The 20,555-nt window shown below is 66.2% G+C and carries 16 protein-coding genes; 4 read left to right on the top strand and 12 right to left on the bottom strand.

The features are described 5' to 3' along the window. Positions 1-179 precede the first annotated feature (179 nt). The gene (locus A3CW_RS0104820; RefSeq protein ID WP_028202548.1) at positions 180-1,727 is read right to left on the bottom strand and encodes a methyl-accepting chemotaxis protein; all 1,548 of its coding nucleotides are present in this window, start codon (positions 1,725-1,727) and stop codon (positions 180-182) included. Positions 1,728-2,146: 419 nt separating this feature from the next. On the opposite strand from A3CW_RS0104820, the gene aepX reads away from it, so the two are divergent. The 3 genes from aepX to A3CW_RS0104805 are packed head-to-tail and all read left to right on the top strand — an operon-like array spanning position 2,147 to position 6,114. Then, complete coding sequence (gene aepX, locus A3CW_RS0104815) at positions 2,147-3,838, top strand: phosphoenolpyruvate mutase (RefSeq protein WP_028202547.1); 1,692 nt, start codon at positions 2,147-2,149, stop codon at positions 3,836-3,838. Then, positions 3,835-5,034, top strand: coding sequence for a phosphonopyruvate decarboxylase (aepY, locus tag A3CW_RS0104810; protein WP_028202546.1), 1,200 nt, complete (start codon positions 3,835-3,837; stop codon positions 5,032-5,034). Before aepX ends, aepY begins: the two co-directional genes overlap by 4 nt. Before the next feature lie 12 nt (positions 5,035-5,046). Beyond that, positions 5,047-6,114 carry a 2-aminoethylphosphonate aminotransferase gene (locus tag A3CW_RS0104805; RefSeq protein ID WP_028202545.1) on the top strand — a complete coding sequence of 356 codons (1,068 nt, stop codon included), beginning with the start codon at positions 5,047-5,049 and terminating at the stop codon, positions 6,112-6,114. Positions 6,115-6,176: 62 nt separating this feature from the next. Here A3CW_RS0104805 and A3CW_RS45275 read toward each other — a convergent pair whose 3' ends face one another. Genes A3CW_RS45275 through A3CW_RS0104790 form a run of 3 tightly spaced genes read right to left on the bottom strand, consistent with a single transcriptional unit; the run spans position 6,177 to position 9,324 of the window. Further along, entirely contained in the window at positions 6,177-7,634 is a 1,458-nt protein-coding gene (locus A3CW_RS45275; protein ID WP_051481234.1) for a YfcC family protein, read from the bottom strand. A gap of 23 nt (positions 7,635-7,657) precedes the next feature. Beyond that, entirely contained in the window at positions 7,658-8,428 is a 771-nt protein-coding gene (locus A3CW_RS0104795) for an IclR family transcriptional regulator (RefSeq protein WP_028202544.1), read from the bottom strand. 8 nt (positions 8,429-8,436) lie between these two features. Further along, a complete protein-coding gene (locus A3CW_RS0104790; protein WP_028202543.1) occupies positions 8,437-9,324 on the bottom strand; it encodes an N-formylglutamate amidohydrolase in 888 nt (295 codons plus the stop codon). A gap of 445 nt (positions 9,325-9,769) precedes the next feature. Here A3CW_RS0104790 and A3CW_RS0104785 point away from each other — a divergent pair, with 445 nt between their 5' ends. Beyond that, the gene (locus A3CW_RS0104785; RefSeq protein WP_028202542.1) at positions 9,770-10,870 is read left to right on the top strand and encodes a porin; all 1,101 of its coding nucleotides are present in this window, start codon (positions 9,770-9,772) and stop codon (positions 10,868-10,870) included. Between the two features lie 17 nt (positions 10,871-10,887). Here A3CW_RS0104785 and A3CW_RS45270 read toward each other — a convergent pair whose 3' ends face one another. The 8 genes from A3CW_RS45270 to A3CW_RS45265 form a co-directional block, all read right to left on the bottom strand. Then, complete coding sequence (locus tag A3CW_RS45270; RefSeq protein WP_035512363.1) at positions 10,888-12,117, bottom strand: PepSY-associated TM helix domain-containing protein; 1,230 nt, start codon at positions 12,115-12,117, stop codon at positions 10,888-10,890. 263 nt (positions 12,118-12,380) lie between these two features. Then, positions 12,381-12,530: a hypothetical protein gene (locus tag A3CW_RS53225; protein ID WP_169739093.1), complete on the bottom strand. Its 150-nt coding sequence runs from the start codon at positions 12,528-12,530 to the stop codon at positions 12,381-12,383. 120 nt (positions 12,531-12,650) lie between these two features. Beyond that, positions 12,651-13,238, bottom strand: a complete 588-nt coding sequence (locus A3CW_RS0104770) for a nucleotidyltransferase family protein (protein ID WP_028202541.1) — start codon at positions 13,236-13,238, stop codon at positions 12,651-12,653. Between the two features lie 161 nt (positions 13,239-13,399). Beyond that, on the bottom strand, positions 13,400-15,631 hold the full coding sequence (locus tag A3CW_RS0104765) for a xanthine dehydrogenase family protein molybdopterin-binding subunit (RefSeq protein ID WP_028202540.1): 2,232 nt from the start codon (positions 15,629-15,631) through the stop codon (positions 13,400-13,402). Further along, positions 15,628-16,644, bottom strand: coding sequence for an FAD binding domain-containing protein (locus tag A3CW_RS0104760; protein WP_028202539.1), 1,017 nt, complete (start codon positions 16,642-16,644; stop codon positions 15,628-15,630). The genes A3CW_RS0104765 and A3CW_RS0104760 overlap by 4 nt, the downstream gene beginning before the upstream one ends. 16 nt (positions 16,645-16,660) lie before the next feature. Then, on the bottom strand, positions 16,661-17,377 hold the full coding sequence (locus tag A3CW_RS0104755) for a (2Fe-2S)-binding protein (protein ID WP_028202538.1): 717 nt from the start codon (positions 17,375-17,377) through the stop codon (positions 16,661-16,663). 353 nt (positions 17,378-17,730) lie between these two features. Beyond that, positions 17,731-19,383, bottom strand: a complete 1,653-nt coding sequence (locus tag A3CW_RS0104750) for an FAD-dependent oxidoreductase (protein WP_028202537.1) — start codon at positions 19,381-19,383, stop codon at positions 17,731-17,733. Between the two features lie 163 nt (positions 19,384-19,546). Continuing rightward, positions 19,547-20,515 (bottom strand): LysR family transcriptional regulator, encoded by a 969-nt coding sequence (locus tag A3CW_RS45265; RefSeq protein WP_081771525.1) that lies wholly within the window; start codon positions 20,513-20,515, stop codon positions 19,547-19,549. Positions 20,516-20,555: the final 40 nt, after the last annotated feature.

The following is a 20,555-nucleotide window of genomic DNA, read 5'->3' as shown; positions in this document are numbered from 1 at the left end:
TTAATTGAAATGATGGGTGCGCACAGCCGCAAGGCAATTGGGCGTGCGTTGCACGCCGTCATGCGGCGCGAGCGGTGCAGGGGAGCGGGAGAGCGGGAGAGGCGCCAAGCGAACCGGGCCGCGAATGCGGCCCGACGGGAAGACAAGCAAACCGGCGGAGAGCCGGTGTGGCGACAACGTTATGCGTGCGCGGGCAAGCGGAAGCTCGCGATCGATTCGCGCAGCCCGCTCACCTGATCCTTGAGCGAATGGGCGGCGGCGGCGGCCTGTTCCACGAGCGCCGCGTTCTGCTGCGTGACCTGATCCATCTCGCCCACGGCGCGATTGACCTGTTCGATGCCGGCGCTCTGCTCGCGCGAAGCGTTGCTGATCTCTTCGAGGATTTCGTGCACGCGTCGCACCGACTGCACGATTTCGGTCATCGTCGAGCCTGCGTTGGTCACGAGATGCTGGCCTTCGGTCACGGTGCCGGTCGACTTTTCGATCAGCGCCTTGATTTCCTTGGCGGCGGTAGCGGAGCGCTGCGCGAGGCTGCGCACTTCGGCGGCCACCACTGCGAAGCCGCGGCCCTGTTCGCCCGCGCGCGCCGCTTCCACGGCTGCGTTCAAGGCGAGGATATTGGTCTGGAACGCAATGCCGTCGATCACGCCGATGATGTCGCCGATCTGCTGCGAGCTCGTCGTAATGTCGCCCATGGTGCGCACCACGTCGTCGACTACGGCGCTGCCTCGCGTCGCGACGTCGGCGGCCTGGCTCGCGAGCGATGCCGCATGCTGGGCGCTATCCGCGTTCTGGCGCACGTTCGCCGTCATCTGATCCATGCTCGACGCGGTCTGCACCAGCGCCGCGGCCTGTTCCTCCGTGCGCTGCGAGAGATCCGTGTTGCCCGCCGCAATCTCGTTTGCCCCCACGTTGATGTTTTCCGCGCCGCTGCGCACGCGCGAGACGGTTTGCACGAGCGCCGTCTGCATGGTGGCGAGCGCGCGCATCAGGCTGGTCTCGTTCGTGCCCTGCACCTGCAGGCGCAAGGTGAGGTCGCCCTCGGCGATGCGATTGGCCGCGTCCACCGCGCCTTCCAGTTCGCCGCCGATGCTGCTGCGCACGCTGCGCACCACGAGNACCATCACCGTGGTGGCGGCCGCGCCCAGCAGGAAGGTCACGCCGAGCCAGCGCAGCAGGCTGTCGTAGAACTCGGCGCGCACGTCGTCCATGTACATGCCCGTCACGATCACCCAGTCCCACGAAGCGAAGCGGCGGCCATAGCTCGTCTTCGGCACGGGCTCGCTGTGGCCGGGCTTGGACCAGAGGTAGTCGAGGAAGCCGCCGTTCGGGCCGCTCGCGACCCTGACGAGTTCGCTGAACACATGGGTGCCCGCGGGATCGGTGAAGTCGGCGAGCATCTTGCCGTCGAGCTCGGGCTTGATCGGATGCATCAGCATGACCGACTGCGAGTTGTTGATGCTCAGGTAGCCGTCGGTGCCGTAACGGATCGAGCCGATCACGGCGAGCGCCTGCTTCTGCGCATCGGCCTCGGGCATGACATTGCGTTGCGAGAGGCCGTAGTAGTAGTTCGTAATGCTCATCGCTTCATCGACGAGCGTGGTGAGCTGCGCGCGCCGCTCGCGGATCATCGACTCGCGGCTTTGCCAGGCGCCAAAGGCGACGATCAACAGCAGGCCGATCCAGAGGATCGCGATCATCGAGCGGAGCTTCTTGTTGAGGGTCATGTTCTGTATGGTCGGTCGGGTATTTCACAGGGCAGGATCGGTACGACTGGCGATACGTTGCCGCCAGAGTGTGTTTACGGCCCACGCAAACGTGCGCGAGACCCAGGGGGAACCCTGCTTAGGCAGCCTTTTCTTCATACAAAACAAAGACCTTTGACCTGGCTCATATGACGTTCCGCTGAAACACCCGCGAACGCGCCGACAAAAGCCACAAATTTCCTTGTAACTCCATGATTTGCCACTCTTTGCGGGGATGGACTGCGGATAGGAATCATTTCCGATATAGTCGCGACTTTGCCCCCGGCCGGCCTGACTTCGAGGCCTGCGATGACGCCGGGATGAAGGACCTTTCCCAACGATGCGACGCACACGGCGCAGTTCCCGCTGCCGCCCTCATGACGTCCACTGGAGCAACAAGAATGAACGCACGCGAACCCGCCCTGGTCCCCGCCGCTATTGCCACATCGCGCAGCGCGCGGCTGCGCCAGATGCTGACCAGCAACGAACTCGAATTCCTGATGGAAGCGCACAACGGCCTTTCCGCTCGCATTGCGCGCGAGGCGGGCTTCAAGGCGATCTGGGGCTCGGGCCTCTCGATCTCCGCGCAGTTCGGCGTGCGCGACAACAACGAGGCGAGCTGGACCCAGGTGGTCGACAACCTCGAATTCATGGCCGACGCGAGCGACCTGCCCATCCTGCTCGACGGCGACACCGGCTACGGCAACTTCAACAACGTGCGCCGTCTCGTGCGCAAGCTGGAGCAGCGCGGCATTGCGGGCGTGTGCATCGAAGACAAGCAGTTCCCGAAGACCAACAGCTTCATCAAGGGCGAGGCGCAGCCGCTCGCCGACATTGACGAGTTCTGCGGCAAGATCAAGGCCGGCAAGGACTCGCAGACCGACGAGCACTTCTCGATCGTTGCGCGCGTCGAGGCGCTGATCGCGGGCTGGGGCATGGACGAAGCGCTCAAGCGCGCCGAGGCGTACCGCCAGGCCGGCGCGGATGCGATCCTTATCCACAGCAAGCTCTCGAAGCCTGACGAGATCCTCACGTTCGCGCGCGAGTGGGCGGGCCGCGGCCCGCTCGTGATCGTGCCGACCAAGTACTACAGCACGCCGACCGATGTGTTCCGCAAGGCGGGCATCAGCACGGTGATCTGGGCGAACCACCAGATTCGCGCGGCCGTTTCGGCCATGCAGGCCGTTACCAAAACGATTTACGACACGCAAACGCTCGTCGACGTCGAAGACCGCATTGCTACGGTCAACGAAATTTTCCGTCTGCAAGACGCCGACGAATATTCGGAAGCCGAGGACCGCTACCTTTCGGCTACGTCGCGCGGCGCAGGCTCGGCGATCGTGCTGGCCGCGAGCCGCGGCTCGGGTCTCGACGTCTACACCGAAGACAAGCCCAAGGTGATGCTGCCGGTTGCGGGCAAGCCGCTCCTGCGCTGGCTCGTCGATGCGTTCAAGAAGCAGTCGGTCAACGACATCACCGTGGTGGGCGGCTACAAGGCCGAAGCCATCGACACGGCGGGCATCAAGCTCGTGCGCAACGAGCGCTTCGCGCAGACGAACGAACTCGCTTCGCTCGCGTGCGCGGTTGGCGCGCTCGATAACGACACGGTGATCTCGTACGGCGACCTGGTGTTCCGCAGCTACATCCTGCGCGATCTCGTGGAAAGCGAAGCGGACTTCAGCGTCGTGGTGGATTCGTCGCCCGAGTCGGAGAACAGCAGCACGCGCGACTTCGCATGGTGCTCGGCCGCCGACGAGCGCGATTTGTTCGGCAACAAGGTGTTCCTCGAGCGTGTGGCGAGCGATCCGGCCGCGAACGGCGCGGCCCCGCACGGCCGCTGGATCGGCCTCGTGAACGTACGCGGCGCGGGGCGCGCGAAGCTCGCGAAGAAGCTCGCGCAACTGCAAACGCGCGCCGACTTCGACACGCTCGACATGCCGGCGCTGCTCAACGCGCTGATTGCAGATGGCGAGAAAATCGAAGTGCAATATGTGCACGGCCACTGGCGCGGCGTGAACGACCTCGAAGACTTCCGTCGGGCAGGAGATTTTGCTCATGCGCAAACGCCGCTGGGCGCGGAGGGCCAGGCATGATCGAAGCCGCACAGTTCGTCGAAGCGGCGCGCTCGCGCGGCTTCGAGTGGTATGCCGGCGTGCCGTGTTCGTACCTCACGCCGTTCATCAACTACGTGCTGCAGGACGACTCGCTGCACTACGTGAGCGCGGCCAACGAAGGCGACGCGGTCGCGGTCATCGCGGGCGTGGCGCTCGCGGGCAAGCGCGGCGTCACGATGATGCAGAACTCGGGCCTCGGCAACGCCGTGAGCCCGCTCACGTCGCTTACGTGGACGTTCCGCCTGCCGCAACTGCTGATCGTGACGTGGCGCGGCCAGCCGGGCGTGTCCGACGAGCCGCAGCACGCGCTGATGGGCCCTGTCACGCCGCAGATGCTGGAAACGATGGAAATTCCGTGGGAGACTTTCCCCACGGAAGCCGATCAGATCGCGGCGGCGCTCGATCGCGCCATCGAGCACATGGACGAAACGGGCCGCCCGTACGCGCTCGTCATGCAGAAGGGCAGCGTGGCGCCGTACGAACTCGAGGGCGGCGGCGCGATGCCGGCGAAGCACGCGCTGCCCGTCGCGCAGGCCAGGTGGACCGAACGGACTCCTGATCAACTTCCCACGCGCCAGCAGGCGCTCGAGCGCGTGATCGCCGCGACGCCTGCCGAGTCGACGGTGGTCGTCGCCTCGACGGGCTTCTGCGGCCGCGAACTCTACGCGCTCGACGACCGCTCGAACCAGCTCTACATGGTGGGCTCGATGGGCTGCGTCACACCGTTCGCGCTCGGCCTAGCGCTGGCGCGGCCCGACCTGAACGTGGTCGCGCTCGACGGCGACGGCGCGGCGCTCATGCGCATGGGCGTGTTTGCAACGCTTGGCGCCTATGGCCCCGCGAACTTGACACACGTGCTGCTCGACAACGGCGCGCACGATTCGACGGGTGGCCAGGCCACCGTGTCGGGGCAGGTGTCGTTCGCCAACGTGGCCGCCGCGTGCGGCTACGCGGATGCCGTGGAAGGCGACGATCTCGCCTTGCTCGACAGCGTGCTCGCCGCCGCGCGCGAACGCGCGAAGAGCGCTTCGGGTGTCGAAGGCACGCGCTTCGTACGCCTCACGATTCGCCGTGGCACGCCCGACGGCCTGCCGCGCCCTACGATCACGCCGCCCGATGTCAAGACGCGCCTCATGCGCCACATCGGCGCCGCTGTCGACACGTCAGCTAAATAAGGAACTATACCGATGCTGCTGCTCAATCCCGGCCCGGTCACGCTCACCGAACGCGTGCGCCAGAGCCTCCTCCAGGAAGACCTGTGCCATCGCGAAAGCGAGTTCTTCGACGTGCAGGAAGAGGCGCGCACGCGCCTCGTGGGCGTCTACGATCTCGACCCCGCGCAATGGCAGGCCGTGCTCATGACGGGCTCCGGCACGGCTGCGGTCGAAAGCATGATCTCGACGCTCGTGCCCGCGAACGGCAAGCTGCTGATCGTCGAGAACGGCGTGTATGGCGAGCGCATCACCGCGATCGCGAAGCAGTACGGCATCGCGCATGAGGTCGTCAAGCACGACTGGATGCAGGCGCCGGACCTCGCGCGCATCACGGCCGCGCTCGACGCCGACAAGTCGGTCACGCACATCGCGATCATTCATCACGAAACGACCACGGGCCGCCTGAACGATCTGCGCGCACTGGGCGAGGCGTGTCGCGAGCGCGGCGTGAAAATGCTCGTGGACGGTGTGAGCAGCTTCGGTTCCGAAGCGATTGATTTCGGCGACACGAGCATCGCGGCGGTGGCGGCGACAGCGAACAAGTGCCTGCACGGCGTGCCGGGCGCGGCCTTCGTGATGGTGCGCCGCGCCGCGCTCGCGCCAGCGCATAGCCGCACCTACTATCTCGACCTCAAGCGCCTTGCCACGCTGCAGGACCAGCGCAATACGCCGTTCACGCCTTCCGTGCACGCGTATTACGCGCTTGTCGAGGCGCTGCGTGAACTCGCCGACGAAGGCGGCTGGCAGGCGCGTCACGCGCGCTATGCGGCGCTTTCGGAGCAGGTGCGCGCGGGGCTCGCCGCGCGCGGCATGGAGAGCGTGCTGCCGAAGGACGAATCGTCGGTGGTGCTGCGCGCGTTCCGCTTGCCCGCGGGCGTCGATTATCCGTTGCTGCATGACGCGCTCAAGGCGCGCGGCTTCGTGATCTATGCGGGGCAGGGCGGCTTGTCGGCGGAACTGTTCCGCATTTCGACGATGGGCGACATTCACGCCGCCGATGTCGAGCGCTTGCTTGCGGCGTTCGATGAAGTGAAGCGTTAAGGGCGTGTTTCGAAAGCGACTAGCGGGCGGCTTCGGCCGCCCGTTTGCTTTTGCGCCCGGCTTCAATATCCCGTGACCACCGCAAGCGCCAGCGTCGCCGAAGACAGCACGAGCAGCACGAGAAAGAGCGGCAGAATGAAGCGTAGCCACTCGCCAAAGCCCACGCGCGCCGTGGCGAGATACGCGAGCAGCATGCCGGAGGTGGGCGTGACCATGTTCGTGAGGCCGCCGCCCAGCACGAATGCGAGCACCGAGGTCTGGCCGCTCACGCCGGAAAGCTGTGCAATAGGCCCGATGATCGGCATGCTCACCGCGGCCTTGCCCGAGACCGAAGGAATGAACACGTCGAGCAGCATCTGCACGGCCATGAGCCCGTTGGCGATCCACACGCTGGAGCGTCCGTGCGCGAGGCGCGTGAAGTAGTCGATCAGCGTGTCGAGCACGAAGCTGTTCTGAAGGATCAATTCGACGGATGCCGCAAGCCCGATCAGGAGACCCGCGAGCACCATGCCCTTCATGCCGTCGACGAAGGCCTCCGACGCGCTGCGCGAATCGAGCCGTCCCACGAGCGCTGTCACGATGCTGATCGCCACGTAGAACGCGGAAAGCTCGACGTTTCCCCACTTCAGTTCGCGCGTGCCGAACACCAGTGCGGCGGCCGCAATGGCGAGGATGACGAGCGTCGCCTTGTGGCGGCGCGAGAGCGGCGTGGGCGCATGCAGCGCCTCGACGGCGGCCTCGCGCCGATAGCCGCTGCGACGCACATAAAGCAGCAGATACGCGATGCCGATCGTCAGAAACACCACGAACACGCCAAGCCGCAACGCCAGCCCGCTGAAAAGCGGCACGCCGACGATGGGCTGCGCCACCGCGAGCGAAAGCGGATTCGTGACCGACGCGATATAGCCAATCTTCGCGGCAATCGCGACGAGCGCCACCGCGAACAGATTCGAGAGGCCGAGCCGTTTCGCGAGGATCATCACCATCGGAATAATGACCAGGTACTCCGAAATAAATCCGAGCATGGTGCTGCCAAGCCCGATCAGGATCATGAGCAGCGGCGCGAGCACGTAGACGTTACCGGCGGTGAGCTGGAGCAGGCGGTCGATGCCGGCGTCGACTACGCCCGTGCGCTTCATGACGCCGAACATGCCGCCCACGAACATCACCATGACGATGAGCGGCGCGTTCTTGATGAGCCCGTTCGGTATGGCGACGAACACCGAGACGAGGCTCGCGGGCGTCGCATGGTCCGGCGTGCTCTTCGTCACTGCCGGCGCGACGAGCGCGGCGAGATCGCTGCTTTTCGGCACCACATGGTAGGTGCCCGGAATCACGAGCTTGTCGTGGCGCTCGAAGCGGCCCGCGTCGACGAACCAGGTCATCGCCAAGGCGGCGGCGAGCACCCAGAGCATCATGACGACAGGGTGCAGCATCTTGCCGTGCGGCCTGGTTTCCTGTTTTTCGCCTTCTGCTGGCGGCGTGTCTTCACGTGGGGAAGAGGGCGGAGCGACGATCATGATAAGGAATCCTCCATGCGTGCTCAGGCGGAAAGCGCCGCGGCGCGTGCGCCCGTAAAGCCGAGTTCGGCAGAGATCGCGTCGGCGCAGGCCTGAAGGCGTTCGAGGTAGTCGGGAATCTCGGCGCGGCCAATGCGCATTTCCGGTCCCGAAATGGCGACGGCCGCCACCGTCGCGCCCGACATATCACGCACCGGAGCGGAGATCGCCACCGCACCGGCCGTCACTTCGCCGAGACTCACGGCGTAACCCTTGCGCGCGATCGCATCGAGTTCCTCTACGAGCGCGATCAGGTCCGGCGCCTCGGGCATCTTCTTCATGCGCGCGAGATAGTCGGTGCGCACAGCACCGGGTGCGAACGCGAGCAACACCCTGCCCGAAGCGCCGTGGTTGATCGACCGGCGGTTGCCCACCGCGCCTACGGCGCGCACCTGGTGCGTGGTCTCGCAACGGGCGACGCAAACCGTCTCGAGGCCCTCGCGCACGCGCAGCACGATCGTCTCGTTGATGGCCTGGTTGAGCGCGAGCATGTGGCGCGAGGCCGAGCGTACGAGGGTGTTCTGCTGCGTGGCTGCCACGCCGAGCACGAAGGCTTGCGGACCGAGTGCGTAGGTCGCGGTTTGAGCGTCCTGCACGACATAGCGGTGCAACTCCAGCGTGCAGAGCATGCGATAGGTGCGCGATTTGTTGATGCCCAGTTGCGTGGACAACTCCGTTACGCCAAGGCCGGGATGCTCGGCCACATAGCTGAGCAGTTTGAGCGCGTTGTCGACGGCATCGACGATGTAGGTCATGACTAAGCTCACTTAGCGTTGAGTTGCGCACGCACCCAGTTGGCGAGGGCGTCGGCGAAGGCATCGAGGTCGCGCTTGAGCGTGTCGAAACCCGCATGCTTCGAAAACGCGGCTTCGTCCATGTAGAGCGCGCGGTTCAGTTCGATCTGGATGCTGTGGCGGTTGCGCGCCGGATCGCTCACGGCGCGCAGCAGGTCGCCGCCTTGGTACGGCTCGTTGATCTGCACGCGATAGCCGGCGGCCGCAAAGTGGTCGGCGACCCATTGCGTGAACGCCGGATCCGATGTCGTGCCGCGCCGGTCGCTGATGACGAAATCGGGGCGCGCCTCGCCCGAGTCGACGTTCATTTCGTTGCCGCGCGATTTCATGGAGTGACAGTCCACATGCCACAGCGCGCCGTGCTGCGCGTAGGCCGCTTCGGCCGCCTGCGCGAGCGCCGCGCGATAGGGGCGGTAATACGCGTCGATGCGGTGCCGGACTTCATCGACAGCAAGCTTGCGGTCGTAGAGCGGCACGCCGGGCAGCGCGTAGCGGCGGATCAAGCCCATCCCCCGCTGCGTGTACGGCTCGGGTGCGAGCGGTTCGGGCCAGGGCTCAGCGAGCAGTTCGGCGTCGATGTCGGTGATGGCGCGGTTCGGGTCGATATAGGCGCGCGGAAATCGTGCGCCGATCAGCACGCCGCCGCGCGCTGGGACGCCGCCCCACAGTTCGTCGACGAACGCGTCCCACGAGCTGAGGATCGCCTCGCGCGGCACGACGGTGCCGAAGTCGGCCGGCAGCGTGATACCGCTATGCGGGGAGTCGAACACGATCGGCAGGGGCGCGGCCTGTGCCGCAACGATGAAGCAGGGCGCGTGTTCGTCTGCGTGGGAGGAAGGTGGGTTGGTGTTCGTCATCGCTAGTCAGTTGCTTGTCGCATGTTTTAATGATTAAAACAGCGTTTTAATTTCAAGAGACAGCGTAGCGCGCGATAAAAATTGGGCCGATTGGGGTTTCCCCTGGAATGGCTCGGTAAAAATGGCGAATTGAACCAGCTGTAAAGGATTGCAGCGTTTTTGACGGACGCCGCGACGCCCCACTCAGTGTCGCGGGTGTGTGACAGATTCTTGACGAGACGGAAAGCCGGCCCGAATAATAAATAATACGCTGTTTTAAACAATAAAACAAGCGGGCGATAAGACGAGCCGTCGCCAACGGGGAGCGCAAGTGGGTAGCCGTTGCTCTGCGCCGCGCAGCGAGGCCGTTTCATCAGGATTACGAAAGATAGATCGCACCTGGCGGCGCGCATCTGGAGATCAACGTCAATTCACGGCACATCGAATGCCAGAAGGAGAAAAACGCATGTTTCAAGCATCCCGGCGCAGCCTCGCACTCGTCATCGGCGGTCTCGGTCTCGCGGCCTCGCACGCCAACGCGCAGTCGAGCGTCACGCTTTACGGCATCGCCGACGGCGGCTTCACCTACACGAGCAACCAGGGCGGCAAGTCGAACTTTCAGGCGACGGCCGGCAGCGAGCAGGGCTCGCGCTGGGGCCTGCTCGGCAGCGAGGATCTGGGCGGCGGCAATCGCGCGATCTTCCGCCTCGAGAACGGCTTCAACCTGCAGACCGGCACCGCGAGCGCGAACGGCCGCATCTTCGGCCGCCAGGCGTGGGTGGGGCTCGCGAGCGACCGCTGGGGCTCGCTCACGTTCGGCCGCCAGTACAACGCGGCGCAGGACTCGCTCGAACCGCTGCAAATGGCCGTGGAGACTTCGCAGTACGGTACGCACCCGTTCGACACCGACGACCTGAACAACACGTTCCGCACCGACAACTCCGTCAAGTACGTCACGCCCAAATTCCACGGTCTGACGATCAACTCGATGTACGGCTTCAGCAACAACGCAGGCAACTTCGGGACGAACCGTTCATGGAGCGTGGGCGCGAGCTACGCGGGCGGGCCGCTGCAGTTCGGCGCAGCCTATGTGCAGCTCGATCATCCGGCTACGGACACGACCGGTGCGATTCCTTCGGACAACTACTTCACGTTCCTGAAGGGCATTACGCAGCAGCGCATCTGGGGTGCGGGCGGTGTTTACACCTTTGGTAATCTCGGTGTGGGCGCGATGTACACGAACGTCGCGTTCGAACTGACGCCGCAAAGCCAGTACCAGCACTATCAGAACGCGGAAGTCAGCCTGCGCTATGCGATCACGCCGTCCATCCATGCCGCGATCGGCGAAACCTGGACGGGCGTGAATGCGAACGGCCAGAAGGATAGCTGGCACTACTGGCAAACGACCAGCGCGCTGCAATACTTCCTCTCGAAGCGCACAGACGTCTATCTCGACCTCATCTATCAGCGCGCGACGAATGCCGTGGCGCAGATCGAAGGGACGTCGGGTGCATCGAGCAACGGCAACCAGTTCCTCGCGGTAACGGGCATCCGCCACAAGTTCTGATCGGCTGACCCGGGCGGTCAGTTCGTGGCCCGCTCACGCGTGCCGATCGTGCTGGCCGCCTTCGCCTGCTTCGCCGGCTTGCGCCGCGCACGCGCCTTCTTGAGCCAGATGAGCACGCCGGTCACGCTGAGCATCGCGACGACAATGCCGGTAAAGCTGATGGCGATGCGTCCCGGCAGCCCGGCGATGCGCCCCGAATGCAACGGAAACTGCGCTTGCATGAAGATGTCGCCTGCGCTTCCGTGGCCGGGAATCTGCCTGCCGAGCACCTGGCCCGTGCGCGCGTTCATGATGAGCCAGGCATTGCCGAGGCCCGCGTCGCCGTGGTCGTTGCCGGCCTCGAAGTAGCCCACGCCATACACGCCGGAGGCGGGCAGCCCGAAAAGTCCGCCGGGCGGCGCCGTGATGCCTTCGCGGCGGCCCCTCCCGGCGGCTTCGGCCACGATGCGTTCGCGCGCAGCCGTTGCTTCGGCGGGCGTGAGCGCAGGGCCCGGCGCGACGATGCGGAACGGGTCCGGCGCGAGGGTCGAGAACACCGACACCACGGGGCGCACGACCTGCGCGCCGAGGTTCATCGAAATCGATGTGACGGCCACGACGATCAGGAGTCCCCAAAGCCACACGCCGCCCGAACGGTGCAGATCGAACGTGAGCGCATAGCCGCCGCGCTTCACGCGAAAGGCGAGCGACTTGCGCCAGCTTTTCAGGCTCGGGAATGCGAGCACGATCGCGATAAAGCCGTCGAGCAGCCATACCATCCCGACCACGCCCATCGTCCATACGCCGAAGTCGATGCCCATCTTCGTCGGCATGAACAGCGTGTAGTGGAGTTGGTAGAGGAAGGGAATCAGGTTCTGGCGCGCAAGCGAAGCCTTGCCCCACATGCGGCGGCCTTGCTCCTCGCCTGTGACAGGATCGAGCGCGACCTGGTTGAAGTCGAGCGCATAGGGCGCCTGGCTTGCGGGGTTCAGGCGCGGCGCCACCTGCGCGATCCAGGTATGGCCGGGCTCGACGGAAAGCGGCATGAAGGTCACGACCGCGTGCGGTTCCCCGGCCTCGAGACGCTTTGCGAGTTCGAGCGCGGGCAGCGGCGTGCCCGGTGTCGCGCTCCGGAAGAACGACGGGTTGAGCAGCGCGTCGAGTTCGTGGTCCCACGCGATCACGGCGCCGGTGAGTCCGGCGAGGAACAGGAAGGCTGCGGTGCCGAGACCGAACCAGCGGTGCAGGCGGACCAGCAGCGGTCTCATGCGAAACCTCGGGTCGCCGGCCGGCGCGCGGGGGCGAACGCGATCACGATTGGGCTCACGGCAATCTTGAAAAATACTGCAAATAGGAATCGTTTGCATTCTACGGATCGACCGTCGAAGGCGCAAGCTTTGCGAAAGGCGGGGATTTGGGGGCGGAAGAAGCGCGGAGCGCGCAAGGACGACCGCGGCGCTTGCGAACCGTCGTCGCGGGCGCCGCTATGGCCGTGAGACGCGATGCCCGGCCGTGGCGACCGGGCGCGTGATCACACGGGGTCCTTGTCAGGCGGTCCCTCGGGCTGCTGTGGTTCGTCGTTGTGATGGCCCGGTGCCGGCGGGGCGAGCGGGTCGCGTTCGGGGTCCCGCGTCGGATCGGCGAGTGGATCGGGAAGCGGATTCGTGTGCGAGCAGATCATCGCGAGGTCCTCTGCGCTAAAGCGTGTGGCCGTGTGGTGCGCGTCAGCTTATAGCGTAGGCGATCGATTGCATGCCTGGCACTCGCAATTGAACAATCGCAGCGCGCGAGTGCGCGCGAATCAGAGCCCGTCGAGGTCGGCCGGCGTGTCGACGTCGCGCAGAATGCCCGGGTCGTCGACTTCGATGCGCGTCAGCGGCTGTGTGCTCAGCAGGGCGCGAGCGCCCGCGTCGCCATCGAGCGCGACGAGCGCCGCGCGATGCGGGTAGCCGAAGCCCACCGGATGCCCGCGCTGCCCACGATAGAACGGCGCGACGAGCGGTGCCCCGCCGTCCAGTGCGCGCGCCACGGCTTCGATCGATTCGACGGCAATGCAGGGCATGTCGGCCAGCGCGACGATCCAGCTTTCCGCTTCATGATCGGTTTCCACGCCGGCAGCCAGGCTCGCGCCCATGCCGCGCGCGGCGTCGGGCGCGAACACCACGTCGCAGCCCGCGTCGTTGAGCACATGCGCGAGTGTTTCCGCCCCGGGACGCACCACGGCAATCACCTTGGGTACGACGCGCAGCAGCCGTTGCGCGGACTCGCGCGCGACGCACGTGCCTTCTGGAAGTGGAGCGAGGAGCTTGTTGCGCAGACCGTTGGGATCGAAGCGCGAACCGGTGCCGGCGGCGAGCAACACGCCGGTGGCGAACGAAGCATAGGCCATGGGTGTGGTACGCCCGCGAAGAGGGTGAGCAGTGATTGTGCGGCGCAAGCGCACGTGAGGCAAGCCCCGTGCGCGGCATTTGCCTGGCTTTCTCCTCCATTTGCCGACCGCGCATGCACTGTGCCGGTGCAGAGCCTGCATGGCAGGCCCCGCAATGCCGGTCACGCAAGCGAATTCATCTGCGGAACGACCTTGTCGAGCGTGATCGGCAAATCGCGCACGCGCACGCCCGTGGCGTGATACACGGCGTTCGCAATGGCCGCCGGCACGCCGGTAATCCCAATCTCGCCGATGCCGCGCACGCCAAGCGGATTGAAGCGCAGATCGGGTTCGCCGACGAACAGCACATCCAGCTCGCCGATGTCCGCGTTCACGGGCACGTGGTATTCGGCGAGATTGTTGTTCGCAATGCGGCCCATGCGCGTGTCGAAGAGGCCCTCTTCGTGCAGGGCCGTGCCTACGCCCCACACCATGCCGCCCATCAACTGGCTGCGCGCCGTTTTTTCATTGAGCACGCGTCCCACGTCGTACGCGCCGACGATGTGCGCCACGCGTATCGTGCCGGTATCGGCATCGACGTGCACTTCGGCGAACACGGCGCCGAATGAGTGAAACGCATACTGCTGCTTCTCCGCGCTTGGCTTCGTCGCGACCTGTGCCTCGAGCGGCTGGCCGCCCGCGCGCGCGATGACGGCGGCGGCCGGATCGCGGCGCGAGCTATCGCTGCGGCTCACGACCCAGCTGTCCTGCACGGTCACGTCGTCGTCGGCGAGCCCGTAGACGGGCGAGCCGCGATCGGCGCGCGCGAGCGCGATGAGCTTGTCGCGCACGGCGGTACACGCGGCCTGCACGGCGGGCGAGACACTCGCCGCCGACTGCGAGCCGCCCGAAACCGGCGCGCCCGGCAAGGTCGAATCGCCCAGCGCAAAGCGGATGCGGTTGGGTGGGAAGCCGAGCGCGTCGGCGGCCACCTGGGTCATCACCGTGTAGGTGCCGGTGCCGATGTCCTGAGTGCCCGAGGCGACCATCGCGTTGCCGTCGGGCAGGACGCGCGCCAGCGCGGCGGCTTCGCTGCGGTTCGCGGGATAGGTCGCGCTCGCCATGCCAAGGCCGATGAGCGTGTTGCCGTTGCGCATGGCGCGCGGCGTGGCGATGCGCCGCGACCAGTTGAAGCGTTGCGCGGCCGCCTCATAACATTGGCGCAGCGCTTTCGACGACCACGGCTTGCCGTCCTGCGGCTCGCTTTCTGCGTAGTTCTTCAGGCGCAGCGCAACCGGGTCCATTTTCAGTTGCCACGCCAGTTCGTCCATGGCTGATTCGAGCGCGAACGAGCCCGTGGTTTCACCGGGCGCACGCATGAAGGTCGGTGTGCCGACATTCAGGGGTACGACACGATGGCTCGTGCTGCAATTGGGCACCGCATACATGATGCGCGTGACGAGGCCGCACATCTCGAGCCAGTCTTCGAACGTGGACGTGTGGGCGAGCGTGTCGTGGCGCAGACCCGTGAGCGTGCCGTCCGCGCGCGCGGCGAGCGAGAGATGCTGCTCCGTGTGCGGGCGCGAGCCGACCGGCCCGAACATCTGCGGCCGCGCGAGCGCGAGCCGCACGGGGCGTCCCGTCTGCTTCGCGGCCATCGCGCACAGGCTCACATGCGACCACGACGAACCCTTGCAGCCGAAGCCGCCGCCGAGGAACGGCGAGATCACGCGCACGTTGTCCGGTGCGATACCGAACACGGCCGCCACCGCGTTGCGCGCGCCGCTCACCCCCTGGGTGGCGTCGTAGAGCGTGAGGTCCGGGCCGTCCCAGTGCGCCATCGTCGCGTGCGGTTCCATCGGATTGTGGAACTGCGTGGGCGTGGTGTAGACGGCCTCGAAGCGCACCGCGCCTTCGTGCAGTCCAGCTTCGACGTTGCCGCGCGTCGATTCGACTGGGCGGCCCATCGGGCTTGGCGGCGCGTGCGCGTCGCCTTTCGCACGGTTGAAGTCAAGCGTGGCCGGTGTCGGCGCGTAGACGATGTTGACGTGGCGCGCGGCATCGGTGGCGTGTTCCAGCGTGTCGGCCACCACGACCGCAACCGGCTCGTTGCTGTAGTGCACGACGTTGTCCTGCAGCAGCGTGAGGTGCCGTCCCGCCGGCGGCTTGAGCGGCGAGCGCCCGCCGTTGGGCAACCGCATCGCGCTCTGGTACGTCATGACGAGCAGCACGCCGGGCATGGACTGCGCGCGGCTCGTGTCGATCGACGTGATGGTGCCGCTCGCAATCGTGCTGGTGACGAGCACGGCATGGGCGAGCCGCGTCTCAGGGAAATCGCTCGCGTAGAGGGCGCCGCCCGTGACCTTGAGCATGCCGTCGATGCGGTCCATCGGTTGTCCGGTCAACGTGCTCATGCGAAATCTCCGGTCTTGTTGCCTTGCGCGCCGGCGGCGGCGAGCATCGTCGAGCGGACGATCGCGCGTTGCGCGAGCCCGAGCTTGAACGCATTGCCGCTCAGCGGCTTAGCCTGCGCGAGTTCCGCCGCAGCGGCCTCGCGTAACGTCGACTCGTTGAGCGTCTTGCCCGCGAGATGCTGCTCCGCCACGCTCGCGCGCCAGGGCCGATGCGCCACGCCGCCCAGCGCGATGCGCGCCGTGCGGATGCGGTGTCCGTCGAGTTGCAGCGCGCTCGCGACCGAGACGAGCGCGAACGCATAGCTCGCGCGGTCGCGGATCTTGAGGTAGTGCGCATGCTCGCTGAACAACGGTGGCGGCAAGTCGACCGAGGTGATCAGTTCACCTGACTGAAGCGTCGTGTCGAGATCGGGCCGGTCGCCGGGCAGGCGATGAAACGTCGCGAACGGAATCGTGCGCGCGCCGCCCGGACCGCTCACCTGCACGGCGGCGTCGAGCGCCGCGAGGGCGACGCTCATATCGGACGGATTGACGGCCACGCATTGTGCGCTTGCGCCGAGGATCGCATGCATGCGGTTGAAGCCGCCAATCGCCGCACAGCCGCTGCCGGGCGCGCGCTTGTTGCATTGGGTGAACGCGGTGTCATAGAAATACGGGCAGCGCGTGCGTTGCATGAGATTCCCGCCCACGGTCGCCATGTTACGCAGTTGCGGCGAAGCGCCGGCGAGCAGCGCTTGCGAGAGCAACGGGTAACGCGTGCGCACAAGCGTGTGATTGGCCGCGTCGCTGTTGCGCACGAGCGCGCCGATGCGCAGGCCGCCGTTGGGCAGCGTTTGAACCTGATCGAGCGCCTCGATGCGCGTGATGTCGATGAGCGTCACCGGATGCGCGACGCCGCCTTTCATGAGATCGAGCAGATTCGTGCCGCCACCGATGAACACCGCACCGGGACGCTGCGCGGCGGCAATCGCACCGTTCACATCGGCGGCGCGCTGGTACGAGATGGCATCCATTTCTGTGCCTCCGTGCTCAGGCGCCGGCCGTGTGCGCGTCGCGCACGGCGGCCACGATGTTGACATAGGCGCCGCAGCGGCAGATGTTGCCGCTCATGCGCTCGCGTATTTCGGCATCGCTCAGTTGCGCGGGGCGTGTGCGCACGTCGGGCGTGGCGGCGCTCGCGGCGCCTGCCGCGAATTCGCTCAGGCATGCCGTTGCCGAACACAGCTGGCCCGGCGTACAGAAGCCGCACTGGAAGGCGTCGTGCTCGATAAAGGCGCGCTGCACCGGACTCAACGTGGCCACGCCCGCGAGCCCTTCGACCGTGGTGATGCGCTGGCCTTCGTGCATCACGGCCAGCGTGAGGCAACTGTTGATGCGCCGTCCTTCGACGAGCACCGTGCAGGCGCCGCACTGGCCGCGATCGCAGCCCTTCTTCGTGCCGGTGAGGCCCGCATAGTCGCGCAGCGCATCGAGCAGCGTAACGCGCGGTTCGATATGCAGCGTGTATGCGCGGCCGTTGATGTCGAGCCGGACCGGTTGCGCGGGCGCGGGCGGCGGCGCTTCGGTTGGGGCGGTGGCCGGCGGCGCATTCTGTGCATGCAGATGAGGCGTCGCGCTCAACGCGGCAGCGGCGGCCGCCGATTGCAGGAAGCGGCGGCGTGCGACGTCGGCGGGCGCGCGGGAGGGGGAAGCTTGGGAGGCGTCGTCGCAATCGCACGGCGCATCGAGGGGACGTTCGTTGGACATGACGATTTGCGGACTCCAGGATGAAGACGGAACATAATCCGGGACTTCAGGCGCTGGCCGCGCGGGGTTGCGCAGGGCTTCGTCGCGCAGCGGCGCGCTTCTTTCGTGAAGCAATTCCGATGCCGCGGTGGCTCGGCCGGGCACTGCAGAACTGCAAATTGCACTTCTCGAACCCGAAAGTAAAGCGCTTACGTGTGAATTTTTCGCTGCCTGGTGCTTGATGGCGCAACGCTGTCACATGGCTGGCGCCAGCCCGGCGCGAAGCTGGCGTCGTGGACAGAAACGCAATGCAGCAGGCGGGAAAAGCGTATTGAAAGATCGTGCGCGGCGCGGGCGCGTTGCTTCGCGCAATGCTATGCGCGGTCTTCCTGAAGGTAACGATGCACGAAGGCGATCGCCATGCTGCCTTCACCAACGGCCGAGGCTACCCGCTTGACCGGGCTCAGCCGCACGTCGCCGCAGGCAAAGATGCCGGGTACGCTCGATTCGAGCAGATAAGGATCGCGCCGGTGCGACCAGCGCCCGGCTTTCACGGCGTCGTCGCCGGTCAGCACGTAGCCGCGTTTGTCGCAGGCGATCTCCGGCGGCAGCCAGCCCGTTTCCGCGTCCGCGCCAATGAATACGAACAGGCCGCCACATTCGCGGCGGCTCACGCTTGCGCTGGCCGTATTGAGCACGTCGATGGCGTCGAGATGCGTCTCTCCATACACGCCGACCACTTCCGAATTCAGTTCGACGCGGACGTTCTCCTTTCCCACCAACTGCTCGACGAGATAGCGCGACATCTTGTTCTCGAGCGACTCGCCGCGCACGATGAGCGTCACGGCGCGCGCATGATTGGCGAAGTACAGCGCGGCCTGTCCCGAAGAATTGCCGCCGCCGATCAGATACACGTCGAGTCCGTGCGTGCCGCTCGCCTCACTGCGCGCCGCGCCGTAATAGATGCCTTTGCCGATGAAGCGGTCGAAGCCTTCGATCGCAAGACGCCGCCAGGTGACGCCCGTCGCGAGAATGAGCGTGTGCGCGCGCACCACGTCGCCGCCGTCGAGGTGGACTGCGCGCGCGGCGGTATCGACGCGTGCAACCGCGCGCGTGACGAGGATTTCGGCGCCGAGGCGCCTTGCCTGCTGCAACGCGCGGCTCGCCAGTTCGTCGCCGGAAATGCCGCCAGGAAAGCCCAGATAATTTTCGATGCGCGAAGAGGTGCCCGCCTGGCCACCCGGTGCTTCACGCTCGACCACAATGGTACGGAGTCCTTCCGACGCACCATAGACAGCAGCGGCAAGGCCAGCCGGGCCGCCGCCGATGATCAGCGTGTCGTATTCCGCGAGACGCGGCTGGGTTTGCAGCCCCAGGCGTTCCGCCAGGTCGCGCGTCGCGGGGCGGCTCAGCAGGGTGCCGTCGGCGAGGCGCAAGGCGGGGCAGTGCTGGTCCTCGGGGCAGGGGCCGTTCCAGCGTGTTTTGAGTTCGGGCGCGTCGGGCGTCATCCACTCGCAGCTGATCTGGTTGCGCGCGAGGAACTGGCGCAGGTTCGCGCAAGCCGGGTCCCAGCGCGCGCCAACGAGCGTGACGCGTGTTTTCGGCGGCTCCGCGGAAAGGCCCTGCAAGCCGCCGATGCGTTCGCGGGCGAGCGCGCCCATGCGCGTGGCGACGTCCGGGGAGGCGGCGGCGAGCGCGTAGTAGTGCTGCGCGTCCACGCGCATGACGCGCGAGGGCACGGCTGCGCGATACGCGCCGGGAAACGGCGAGCTGAGCGCGAGCGGCACCTCGCCGAAGATCGTGCCGGGCAAGCGCCATCCAAGCGTGCGCTCGATGCCGTCAAAGAGCTTGACGACCTCCATCTTGCCGGACAGCACGGCATATAGCGCACGCTCGCCGCCTTCGTGCACGGCGTACTCACCAGGACTCAGGTGCAGGTCCGCGGAGGTTTGGGCGAGGCGTTCGAGTTCGGCTTCGGGGAGCGTGGAGAACAGCGGGATCGCGCGGATTTCGTCTGTGGTCAGCATGGCTTCGCAAGTCGCGGACAAGCAGGAAATGACGATGGGACAGCGGCGCGGGGACCGGGCCTTCGTGCTGAGGCGCGGCCGTTTTTTTGACGTCTCATGCAGTATAGGCGGCGCGCATGCGGACAATCGCCGAATTAATCGACTGACGAATTGCGCACGAGTGTCATTCGAGAGGATCGCTAACGATGTCGCCGGTGTCTAGTGCAGCCACGGCCTCGCGCAGCCAGACGAGCGCCGGATCGGCATGATTGCGCGGATGCCATGCCACATGCATCGAAAAGCCGCGTGCCTCGAACGGCAGCTCGAACAGGTCCACGCGGTCCCGGTAGCGCGCGATGAGCCGGTAAGGCAGCGTCGCCACGTAATCCGTGCGGGCGAGCACCTCGGGCACGAGCGTGAAGTGCTGCACCGAATGCGCCACGCGGCGGCGGCGGCCAAGCGCTTCGAGATGTTCATCCATGAAGCCGAAGAAGCTCGCGCCGCTGGTCGAAACGAGCACGTGCTCGAGCGCGCAATAGCTGTCCAGGTCGAACGGGGCCGCGCCGCGCGGGTGGCCTTTGCGCTGCGCCACGACGAAGCGTTCGTCGTAGAGCTTTCTGGCCTTCAGCGTTGGCGGCACCTGCTGCGCGGAGCCGAGCAGCAAATCGATTTCGCCGCGCTCGAAGCGCTCCGCGAGCGACCCGGATTCAATGGCGATGAACGCCAGCTGCAGTCCAGGTCCGGCCAGATGCGGCCACCCGATCATCAGCGGCAGGCCGAGCACGGCCACGCACTGGTCGCTCGCGGCGACGACGAAGCGCCGCGTGCCCGTGAGCGGATCGAACGCGGGCTCGCGGCGCACCACCGTTTCGAGCGTCTTGAGCGCCGCGTGCAGCGGCTCCATCAGTTCGAGCGCGCGCGCCGTGGGCGTCATGCCGCGGCCATTGGCGGCGGGGATGAGCAGCGGGTCGTCGAAGAGCTGGCGCAGCCGCGCGAGCTGCGCCGAAACGGCCGGCTGCGTGAGATTCAGGCGCGCGGCGGCCCGCGTCACGTTCGACTCGGCGAGCAGGGCGTCGAGCGACACGAGCAGGTTCAGGTCGACGCCAGAGAGATCAATCACGGTGATAGGTGGAATGTTGGCAATTGATTTCAAGAATACGTCTCGCTCGCCTAGAGTTCAATCCGTCAGATGC

Origin of the sequence: Paraburkholderia nodosa DSM 21604, assembly GCF_000519185.1 — a bacterium.
Classification (GTDB): Bacteria; Pseudomonadota; Gammaproteobacteria; order Burkholderiales; family Burkholderiaceae; genus Paraburkholderia; species Paraburkholderia nodosa.
Note: the sequence above shows the minus strand (reverse complement) of the source record. Positions and strands in the feature narration are given on the sequence as shown.

Coding starts and splice junctions, on each gene's coding strand:
- A3CW_RS0104795 (WP_028202544.1), bottom strand. CDS start 8,428: ATGACCTACATCGTCGATGCCGTCGACAACGCGCTCAAACTGCTCAGC.
- aepY (WP_028202546.1), top strand. CDS start 3,835: ATGATCGAAGCCGCACAGTTCGTCGAAGCGGCGCGCTCGCGCGGCTTC.
- A3CW_RS0104805 (WP_028202545.1), top strand. CDS start 5,047: ATGCTGCTGCTCAATCCCGGCCCGGTCACGCTCACCGAACGCGTGCGC.
- A3CW_RS0104770 (WP_028202541.1), bottom strand. CDS start 13,238: ATGGCCTATGCTTCGTTCGCCACCGGCGTGTTGCTCGCCGCCGGCACC.
- A3CW_RS45270 (WP_035512363.1), bottom strand. CDS start 12,117: ATGAGACCGCTGCTGGTCCGCCTGCACCGCTGGTTCGGTCTCGGCACC.
- A3CW_RS45275 (WP_051481234.1), bottom strand. CDS start 7,634: ATGATCGTCGCTCCGCCCTCTTCCCCACGTGAAGACACGCCGCCAGCA.
- aepX (WP_028202547.1), top strand. CDS start 2,147: ATGAACGCACGCGAACCCGCCCTGGTCCCCGCCGCTATTGCCACATCG.
- A3CW_RS53225 (WP_169739093.1), bottom strand. CDS start 12,530: ATGATCTGCTCGCACACGAATCCGCTTCCCGATCCACTCGCCGATCCG.
- A3CW_RS0104790 (WP_028202543.1), bottom strand. CDS start 9,324: ATGACGAACACCAACCCACCTTCCTCCCACGCAGACGAACACGCGCCC.
- A3CW_RS0104765 (WP_028202540.1), bottom strand. CDS start 15,631: ATGAGCACGTTGACCGGACAACCGATGGACCGCATCGACGGCATGCTC.
- A3CW_RS0104755 (WP_028202538.1), bottom strand. CDS start 17,377: ATGTCCAACGAACGTCCCCTCGATGCGCCGTGCGATTGCGACGACGCC.
- A3CW_RS0104750 (WP_028202537.1), bottom strand. CDS start 19,383: ATGCTGACCACAGACGAAATCCGCGCGATCCCGCTGTTCTCCACGCTC.
- A3CW_RS0104785 (WP_028202542.1), top strand. CDS start 9,770: ATGTTTCAAGCATCCCGGCGCAGCCTCGCACTCGTCATCGGCGGTCTC.
- A3CW_RS0104760 (WP_028202539.1), bottom strand. CDS start 16,644: ATGGATGCCATCTCGTACCAGCGCGCCGCCGATGTGAACGGTGCGATT.